8 protein-coding genes are annotated in these 9,298 nt (G+C 52.8%); 6 read left to right on the top strand and 2 right to left on the bottom strand.

Annotation, left to right across the window (positions count from 1 at the left end; translation table 11 throughout):
* Positions 1 to 341: 341 nt before the first annotated feature.
* Positions 342 to 818 carry a ribosomal protein S18-alanine N-acetyltransferase gene (gene rimI, locus CA13_RS27890; RefSeq protein ID WP_146403938.1) on the top strand — a complete coding sequence of 159 codons (477 nt, stop codon included), beginning with the start codon at positions 342 to 344 and terminating at the stop codon, positions 816 to 818.
* 121 nt (positions 819 to 939) lie between these two features.
* On the opposite strand, the gene CA13_RS27895 is transcribed toward rimI, so the two are convergent.
* Positions 940 to 1,944 (bottom strand): Gfo/Idh/MocA family protein, encoded by a 1,005-nt coding sequence (locus CA13_RS27895; protein ID WP_146402288.1) that lies wholly within the window; start codon positions 1,942 to 1,944, stop codon positions 940 to 942.
* Between the two features lie 170 nt (positions 1,945 to 2,114).
* Between CA13_RS27895 and CA13_RS27900 the strand changes: the two genes are divergently transcribed.
* From CA13_RS27900 to CA13_RS27920, 5 genes are all read left to right on the top strand, one after another.
* Positions 2,115 to 3,023, top strand: a complete 909-nt coding sequence (locus tag CA13_RS27900) for an RDD family protein (RefSeq protein ID WP_146402290.1) — start codon at positions 2,115 to 2,117, stop codon at positions 3,021 to 3,023.
* 45 nt (positions 3,024 to 3,068) lie between these two features.
* Positions 3,069 to 4,166 (top strand): stage II sporulation protein M, encoded by a 1,098-nt coding sequence (locus tag CA13_RS27905; protein WP_146402292.1) that lies wholly within the window; start codon positions 3,069 to 3,071, stop codon positions 4,164 to 4,166.
* Positions 4,156 to 5,952 (top strand): DUF4129 domain-containing protein, encoded by a 1,797-nt coding sequence (locus tag CA13_RS27910; RefSeq protein WP_146402294.1) that lies wholly within the window; start codon positions 4,156 to 4,158, stop codon positions 5,950 to 5,952. The genes CA13_RS27905 and CA13_RS27910 overlap by 11 nt, the downstream gene beginning before the upstream one ends.
* A complete protein-coding gene (locus CA13_RS27915) occupies positions 5,952 to 7,385 on the top strand; it encodes a hypothetical protein (protein WP_146402296.1) in 1,434 nt (477 codons plus the stop codon). The genes CA13_RS27910 and CA13_RS27915 overlap by 1 nt, the downstream gene beginning before the upstream one ends.
* An 83-nt stretch (positions 7,386 to 7,468) precedes the next feature.
* The gene (locus CA13_RS27920) at positions 7,469 to 8,575 is read left to right on the top strand and encodes an AAA family ATPase (protein ID WP_473087495.1); all 1,107 of its coding nucleotides are present in this window, start codon (positions 7,469 to 7,471) and stop codon (positions 8,573 to 8,575) included.
* A gap of 69 nt (positions 8,576 to 8,644) precedes the next feature.
* Here CA13_RS27920 and CA13_RS35750 read toward each other — a convergent pair.
* Positions 8,645 to 9,298, bottom strand: a 654-nt coding sequence (locus CA13_RS35750) for a beta/alpha barrel domain-containing protein (protein WP_473087496.1), incomplete at its 5' end; no start/stop codon positions are given.

Raw genomic sequence — 9,298 nt, forward strand, 5'->3', positions numbered from 1 at the left:
CCCCTTTTCCAAATGAACGCAGCGGAATTGTAGCAACGCTACGTTTGCATCCGGTCTTTTGAGCGGTTTTTCGCTAACTCCGTACGCGGTGGATCCGATTTGCGCCCGCGTTTTGGGGGCGGCATTTTTCGTCGCTTTAAAATTTTGGGAAAATCAGACTTCTGTATTGGTGCAGGTTGGGTGATCTGCTAATCTCCGCTTACGTCGTTGGTTGCGACACATTTCAGAAACTCGAGGGACGCCAAGAGGGCGCACCACAGAAGAGTGAAATGGTTCATTCAGGTGGAAAGGAGTCCAGCGTGGATACCAAACAAACGTCTGTCAGCGTTCATATTCGTTGGATGATTCGCCGCGATATGCCGGCTGTACTTGGGATTGAAAACAAAAGTTTCGAATTTGCGTGGACCGAAGAAGATTTCATTCGCTGTCTTCGTCAACGGAATTGCATCGGGATGGTCGCTGAATTGGACGACCAAGTCGTCGGATTCATGATCTATGAATTGCACAAGAACCGATTGCATATTTTGAACTTTGCTGTTCACCCCGACGCTCGCCGCAAAGGCGTCGCCGATGCGATGCTGAATAAGCTGCTAGGCAAGTTGTCGCAGGAGCGTCGCAATCGGATCATGTTGGAAGTTCGTGAGACGAATCTCGAGGCTCAGCTCTTCTTCAAGAGGCTTGGCTTCCGTGCCATCTCGGTTCTTCGTGACTTTTACGAAGACACGGTCGAGGACGCCTATTTGATGCAGTACCGCTATCAACCCACTGTCGAAGAATTGGCACAGCCTCACAACCGCATCTCGCGGATGGCTGGTTAAGCGATTCGTCGCTGTTTGTGCGAGTGAGTTGGTGTCCAGCCCGGGTAATAACAGACCCGGTTTCTCGAAAGGCGTTCGGTGACCCGACGTCCGAAACGCCCACAAAGATTGGGTGCTACGATTAGATCACGATCCGCTGTTCTTGGCGGATCGATTCCTCCATTGCGTCGATGATTCTTTGCGTATCAAGTGCTTGCCGCTGTAGTGATTCAAGCGGTTCGTCACTGATCAATTTTGCGATCATTCGCCGCTCTTGCTGCTGTCCTTCAAACGAGTGTTCTTGGGCCGTTCCTGCGGCATCATGGACCCAACATCGTGCTGGGCGGTCGGCCCATGGTCTCGTGAAGTCGTCGCAGATTAACGATGAAACGCTGCCGGCCACTTCGAACCATTTTCTTGAGGCCGTGTCGTAGCCACATGATAACGTCGCCGTTACGTTGTTATCAAACCACATCATTGCCGTGATCCGTTGCGGTACTCCCTCGCGAATTACCGAGTCGGCATAGATTGCGGTTGGCATTTTTCCGGTGACAAAGCGGATCAAGCCACCGGAGTACCAGCCTAGGTCGAGCAAGCAACCGCCACCGAGTTTGGGATCGAGCCGGTGTTCGTCCGATTGGAACGGTTGGTAAAATGATACCGCAGCACTGATGTGACCAATCTCGCCGAAATGCTTTTCTGCGATCCACTTTGCAAACGTCTCGGTTCGTTCGTGATGTAGCCATCCGGTCGCGTCGAGCCAACGGACTTGGTTTTCACGGCAAGCACGGTCCAACGCGTCGGCTTCCTCACACGAAACCGTTAACGGCTTTTCGCATAAGATGTGTTTCTTTTGAGCCGCTGCACCGATCGACCACTCGGCATGCATTGAAGGAGGCAGCGCGATGTAAACCGCATCGACGTCTTCACGTTTGATGAGCGCGTCGTATCCCGCGATTCCAGCGGCAATGCCGAATTGATCCGCGTACCATTTCGCTCTTTCAGCCGTTCGGCTGGCGATGGCCGTTACTTCCACGCCGTCGGTTGATTGCAGATCGGCTACCAACCGACGAGTGATACGGCCAGTGCCGAGCACGCCAAAACGAACGGGCGAGGTGCGGTTTTTTGGTGATGATTCGTCGTGCACGTTTGAACTTCGCTTGTGTTAAGAGAATAGCGGGAACTTCTGCATTGCAAGCGTTTTGAACGACAAGCATGGTTGCAAGGTTACCGGATCGCAAGCGATAATCGAAGCATGGGCTCGCAGAAAAGTGGCGAGTTGTTTTTTTACTGTCTCCACTTTTGTAATAGCTGGTCATGAGCTCTGCCGCTGCTTTAGATACGACGATTGCAGTGGTAACGCCTGAGAATATTGCGTTCAACTATCAACTTGCTGGTCCGTTCCGTCGTTTACCGGCTTACCTGATCGACTTTGCCGTCCGGTGGGTCGTCATCATTGGCGTCGTCATCGTGATGTTGCTGCTAGGGTTGATGATTGACATTAGTTTCTTGGGCCCGTTCGTGGTGGCGGCAGCATTTATCTTGAATTTCGCGGTCAGTTGGTTTTACGGAACGATTCTAGAAACCTACTATAATGGTCGTACCGTGGGGAAATGGGCCACCGGAATCCGTGTCATTGATGTCGAAGGTCACCCCATTAGCGGGACTCGTGCCCTGATCCGAAACTTACTTCGTGTGGCGGACTTGGCACCGATGGCAGCACTGAGTCAATTGGGTGCGGAAGACGCTCCGCCAGCCTTCTTGATTCCGACGGCGATGATTGGCTTGTTATCGATGATTTTCACAAGGCGGATGCAACGACTTGGCGATCTTGCGGCGGGGACGATGGTGATCATTGACGAACGAAGTTGGCGGTTGCCTATCGCTAAAGTGGACGATCCTCGCGTCGCCGCGTTGGCATCCTTTATTCCCGGCGACTATCGGATTTCCCGAAGCATGGCCCGGACGTTGGCAATCTATGCCGAACGACGCCATTATTTGACGCCAGCTCGTCGCCGTGAAGTTGCAAAACATTTGACGATTCCGCTGCTTGACCGCTTTGAGTTTCGCAAAGACGTCGACCCAGACCTGTTGATGTATTCCTTATACTATAAGACTTTCCTTGCCGAATCATCGACCGAGATCGCGGACCTTGGGCCATTGGCTGGATATAGCCCTCTGCAACGCGATGTAAACAAGCCAACGGGGCTAAGCGATACCATTTAGAATGGCTATCGTGCTCCTTCACTCCTATCCGATTTATCCACCCGCATGAATGTTGCATCCATACTTGAAAAGCGACGCGTCCAGTGGAATGAACTGGAACGGTTGTGCGATGCGATGGAAAATCGTGGGCGAACGGACAATGTGTCGGGTGGCGAGCATCGTGGGGCGCAAGGCGTTGCTCGGTTCTCGACGCTGTATCGCGCCGCATGTGCTGACCTGGCGTTGGCTGACGCATATCAATTGCCGCCAAACACGGTCACTTATCTGCATCAACTTGTGGCCCGCGCTCACAACCAACTTTACCGGGCTACTAAGTTTCAACCGTCAAGTTGGATCGATGTGATTTTTCATGACGCACCTCAACAAATTTTTGCGGATCCTTGCGTACGTGTGGCTACATTGATCTTTTTCGGATTGTTCGCGTTGTCGATGTACCTCGGATACAACGAAGCATTGTTTCCTGAGTTTGCTAACGCGATGGTCGGCGCAAGCCAATTGGAACAAGTCGAAGACATGTACGAGAAGCCGTTGTCCGGTTCGCTCGACCATTACGTCACCATGGCTGGGTTCTATATCAACCATAACACGGGCATCGGATTGCAATGTTTCGCCTTCGGCATTCTGATCATCCCCTGCGTTTTCATTCTTTCTTACAATGCGATCTCTTTGGGGACGATTTTTGGTTACATGGCGCGTCCGGATGTTACCGGTGGCGACCACTTTTTTCACTTTGTCACCGCACACGGCCCGTTTGAATTGACGGCGATCGCACTTTCCGCTGGCGCAGGACTTCGCCTTGGCCTTGGTGCGTTTCGTACGGGTGGGTTGACGCGGTATGACTCGATTCGGCGAAGTGCCATCCGGGCGGTCCCTGTTATGGCTGCTTCCGCGATGCTGTTTGTTCTAGCCGCCTTCACGGAGGGATTTCTCTCGCCAAGTCCCGCGCCGTATGTGTTCAAAGCCGGTTGGGCGATCATGTCATCGGGATTGATCAGTTTCTATTTCGTTGTACTTGGTTTCCCGAGACAGGAAGGTCCAAGCGACTATTTTGCGAACCGAACGCGGCACGTTTGGGACGACGCAGAGGATGGAAACACTGTGTTCGAAGATCAATTGATTGAGGACACTGCGAATGCAACTTGATCGAACGCATGTGGTGATCCGTCGACGGACGCTTGCCGAGATCGGTGACTTGGCGTTGGTGATGCTGCACCGCTATCCCGCCGCAATTTTTGTGGGCTTTTTGGTTGGGGCGTTGCCGTGGGTTGCAGTCAACGGAACGCTGCTCTATTGGATTCCGATCGCGGAAGCTCGGTTTGGGCTGGGTGACGAAGAGGCGTTGGTGGAAGTTTGGCGGTATATCACCTGGATGGCGTTGTTGGTCACATTACAAACGCCCGCAGCCGGGGTCGCGACGACACTGTATTTGGGGCAAGCGGTGTTCGAGAGCCAACCGACGTGGAAAAGTGTATTCAGTGAAGTTCGTCGCCATTTTTGGCGTTGGTTTTGGTCTTTGGCGATTGTTCGGTTTGCCGTTCCAACGATGGTTTTCTTGGCGTTTCGATTTGGCCAACCTGCGAATGGTTTTTTTGATGGGATGGTTCCTTTTTTGATCGTCATTGCGATGATGATTGCTCGCAGTAATCGACCCTTCATGCCTGAGATACTGTTGCTCGAACAATGTCCTTTGCGCTCATCTTCTGACTCCGTCATCACGGCTGGGCGTCGGTCAAAGTCGTTGCATCAACCGATGGCAAGCGATTTGGCGGGACGCTATTTGGCCGTTTCGTTTGTGCTGTTCTTTTTGTTCCTAAGTGTCCTCTATACGTTGGTTTGGGCACGCGGTATTGCGACCAGCAATTGGGATTGGGACTTGGTTTTCCTGCTAGGAATCTTCCCTGCAGCACTTTGGATCATTGCGGGAGTCAGCGTGGTGGTTCGTTTGTTGAACTATCTCGATACAAGAATTCGTTTGGAAGGCTGGGAAGTCGAACTCGCAGTCCGGGCGGAGGCAATGCGCCAATTCGGGGAAGAAGCCGGGGTGTTGGTGATTCCTGAATCGAAGACTTCATCGCGTTTGCCTAAACAGACGACTGCCAGTGTTCGGATCCTTTTCTTGGGTTTCCTGCTTTCGTTTGGCTGTTCCGCATCGATGGCGCAAACGCCTCAGCAAGATCCATCGTTTGCTCGCAATGCGCTTTCAAACACGCCGTGGTATGACTCCGGCGCAGGCGAACTCGTTCCAGTAAATGTTCGCACGACGGTCGATGATTCGGTGAACCGCGATAGTCGATGGTTGCCGAAACCGAAAAAGGTTGTTCAGCCCAAAGCATCCACGGCGCCCGCCGCGGGTGGCAATAGTGGTGGCAGTTGGTTTGGTAGCGGTTGGTTTGGGACAAACCTGACACTCGGCAATTTGTTTGGCTGGGCTTTGCTCGTTCTGATTGTCGTCATGGTTGTCGGAGCGCTTGTCTATGCGTTATCGAAAACGGAAATCGATTTGAATGCGAAATCGCGATCGAAGTCTAATGGTACGACACCATCGTTGGACGAGCAGACCATCGCGCGGATGAAGCACTTGCCGGCTGAACTTCGACGTACCGGTGTCGACTTGCGAAGTGAAGCAATGCGTTTGATGCAGCTTGGCGAATTTAATCAAGCGGTCATCTTGCTTTTTGGTCACCAACTGCTGCTGCTCGACCGAGCAGGGATTCTGCGGCTTAACCGTGGCAAGACCAATGGGAAATATGTGCGAGAAACACAGGCGGTTGATCCACAAATGGGGATAATTCTTCGGCAAACAACCGACGCGTTCGAGCGATCTTACTTCGGTCGACATTCGTTGACCCGCGACCAATTTGATTCTCTATGGAGCCAGAACCAAAAGCTTGAAGAAATGGTTCGGATTCGGCACGAGGTGGCCGCGTGATGAAAAAGACAGCTTCCAATCGCTTTCGACTTAGTAGGGGCGCGTGCGCGATCCTTGTGTTTGCGATGGTATTATCGGTCGGCTGCGGGCAATTGTCGAGTGACTACGGTCAATCGTCTGGTCGAACCGCGCAGCAAAGCCTCAATGGTTTCGGTGCCCTGCGAAACGCTTTCACCAATGCCGGTGTTTACGATCGTGATATTCGTCGGTTGACCGACCGAGTCGAGCGGTGCGATACGATTGTATGGACCCCAGAATATGCGACACCGATCAATTACGAAGTGACGGATTGGTTCGATTCGTGGCTCCGTCGGGGCGAACGAACGCTTGTGTACGTGATTCCCGACAGCGGCAGTGAGGTCGATTATTGGAATGAAGCAATGAAAATCGCGCCTCCGGAAAAACGTGTCGAATTTCGTCGGCGCGCCGGACGCAGTATTAACCAGCGGATTCAGTGGCGACTGAACCGGCTTCCGATCAAGACCAATGGATGGTTTGAATTGGAGCCAAAAATGGCTCAACAGAAAATTGGGAAGACCCAAGGTGTATGGGCCGATCGAGTGAAACCATCGGATGGCCATTCCACGGAACTCAGTTTGGAATATGCCCTTAATCCCTATGAATCCGACAAATCAGCAACAAAAACCTCAACAACAAATACCACGACTACAGCGGCAAACACAAATACCAATAATGCAACCGTTAACACAGGTCCGACGGGTCCCGGTTCGCCGAATTGGGTTTTCATTGGGACGGCGACGGTGACCACAACGCCAGTCGAGTTTGAGTCCCTGCTAAAGGACTCATCGGGAGAAACGATCGTCGCTCGGATTCATAGCGACAAATGGCGTGGCTCACAAATGATTGTCGTTGCAGGTGGTTCATTACTAACCAACTTCGCCTTGGCCAAACCGTTCTCAGTAGCATTGGCGGACAAAATTGTGCGTGTTTCCGTGCCGGGAGTCCCGCAGGAAGTGACGGCGGAAAAACTGCTCGACGCCGAAGCGAGTGTCGCGACTCAATTTGTCTCGCAGCCGAAAGTTGGTTTCATCAGTTCGCCTTCGTCCGATTTGCCCGTCAGCGAGTCGGACCCGAGTATTCCAAAAGCATCGGGAATGGAATTGTTGACGGTATGGCCGATTTGTTTGGTGACGATCCATTCGGTACTTCTGGGATTGATCGTTTGTTTGATGTTACTACCGTCACTTGGGCGACCTAAACGAATTCGTTACAACAATGTCAGCAACTTTGGCGACCACTTAGACGCCGTTGCTGCTTTGATGAATCGAGCGAAAGGCGAAGCGTATGCTCGCAATCGAATTAGCGAATATTTGAAGCGAGTCAATGGCGAAACGAATGGGCCATGGATCCAACCCGATACTGCTCACCAACCTACAAGTACAACGAAACCTCACGATAAGGCTAGCTCTTGAGTACTCCGCCCCCTCCTGGATCGTCCTCTTCAGGTTCGTCGCCACGTCCAAACCAATTTGCGAGTGAGCCAAAGAAACCTCCGGTGCAATCAGAGCCAACTCCGGAATCGCCTGCCGCTGCCTCACCGTTAGAAACGCCTGTTTCAGCAGCGGTTCCAGCTCCAGCGGTTCCTGCTCCAGCGGTTCCTGCTCCAGCGGTTCCAGCTCCAGCGGTTCAGCGACCTGCGTCTACGAAGATGGCCCCGATCAAAAAACTCTACGAACGAATCGCGACCGAGATCAGTAAATTGTTTGTCGGTCAAGACGAGTTGGTGCTCGGGACTCTGACTGCCCTGTTCGCCGGTGGCCATGTGCTGATCGAATCGGTGCCCGGACTTGGAAAAACGCTCTTTGTGCGCACGCTCGGTCAAGCCTTGGGATGTGAATTTGGGCGAATCCAATTCACTGCTGACTTGATGCCCTCGGATATTACCGGTGCACCGGTCTATGACATGCAAAAAAGCGAGTTTCGGTTTCGCCCCGGGCCCGTGTTCACGCAGCTATTGTTGGCCGACGAAATCAATCGCTCGCCTGCCAAGACGCATGCGGCACTGCTGGAAATCATGCAGGAATATCGAGTGACGGTTGATGGCACTAGCCACCGAGTGCCACGGCCGTTCTTGGTGTTGGCCACTCAGAACCCACTTGAAAGCGAGGGAACCTATAACTTGCCCGAAGCGCAACTCGACCGATTCATGTTCAAGTTGCGAGTCGATTATCCGTCGTTAGCCCAAGAGGCCGAGATCTTAAAAATGCATAGTAAGCAGGTCGATTTGAACCAGCGACTACGCGATGAGATTCAAAGGATCACCAACCCGGAACAGATCTTGCAGGCAATGCAGATGTGTGGCCAAGTATTGGTCGAAGAGAGCTTGGTCGATTACATCAACAATATTGTTCGAGCGACCCGGACGTGGCCCGCCTTCCATATCGGCGCGTCGCCACGTGCAGGAATTGCCCTCATGCAATCGGCGCGAACGCTCGCCGCGTTTTCCGGTCGCGATTATGCAGTGCCGGATGATGTCGTTGAAATTGCTCTGCCGGCTCTCCGTCACCGCGTCCAATTGACTGCGGAGGCCGAGATCGAAGGCCGTTCGACTGACGAAGAGTTGCAGTCGCTGATACGAGGTATCGAAGTGCCAAGAGATTGAGACGCAATCCGAACGGCGAGACGCTCGCGGTGCCCCTCGGCCATTGCGTTTCAATTCACAACCGGCGTCCTAAACCTCACCCGTCATCGGCGGTTGCGGATGCCCCCAGCGGTCACAATGCATCGCTCGCGTGCCGGAGTCCTCGTAATGTGGGTTTAGGCGAAGCGAAAGCGTTTGAACGTAATCGTGCCTTTCCTCTTCACTTGCAAACCGGAGTGGACGGTTGGCTTGCAGGTCTCGGATTGATTGAAAATGGTGACGTTCCATGAACACGACCAATCCATCAATCATCGTGCGAATCACGTCAGGTCCTTCTCGGTAAACGGCTGACGAGATCATTGCCACGTCGGCTCCCGCTAACAGCACTTTGATCACGTCGCCTGAAGCGCTGATTCCTCCACAGGCGGCCAACGGCATTACTGGGCAATACGAATGGACTCGCATGATGGATTCGAGTGAGCTTGAAGTTGAGCTTGCCGAACTTAAAATCCACTTGTTGATCAATTCGAAGTTGTCGAGCGAAATGTCGATTTGCGGCGATTTTCCGAATAGAACCAATCCTTGCACGCTGCAAAGCAGTCGCACAGCCATGTGGCTAAGACTTGTGAACTCCCGGCTGAGTTTAAGAAACAGCGGGATGGTCAATGAATCGCGAATTCGCTGTACGGATTCAATGATTTGGTCTTCGATTTCGCGAGGGCTCGTGTATTCGGTGGGGGGGGG

The sequence above is a fragment of the Novipirellula herctigrandis genome (assembly GCA_007859835.1).
Taxonomy (GTDB): Bacteria; Planctomycetota; Planctomycetia; order Pirellulales; family Pirellulaceae; genus Novipirellula_A; species Novipirellula_A herctigrandis.

What these genes read in the sequence shown, in the direction of transcription:
- rimI (WP_146403938.1), top strand. Translation starts at nt 342, where the DNA reads ATGATTCGCCGCGATATGCCGGCTGTACTTGGGATTGAAAACAAAAGT.
- CA13_RS27915 (WP_146402296.1), top strand. Translation starts at nt 5,952, where the DNA reads ATGAAAAAGACAGCTTCCAATCGCTTTCGACTTAGTAGGGGCGCGTGC.
- CA13_RS27900 (WP_146402290.1), top strand. Translation starts at nt 2,115, where the DNA reads ATGAGCTCTGCCGCTGCTTTAGATACGACGATTGCAGTGGTAACGCCT.
- CA13_RS27910 (WP_146402294.1), top strand. Translation starts at nt 4,156, where the DNA reads ATGCAACTTGATCGAACGCATGTGGTGATCCGTCGACGGACGCTTGCC.
- CA13_RS27905 (WP_146402292.1), top strand. Translation starts at nt 3,069, where the DNA reads ATGAATGTTGCATCCATACTTGAAAAGCGACGCGTCCAGTGGAATGAA.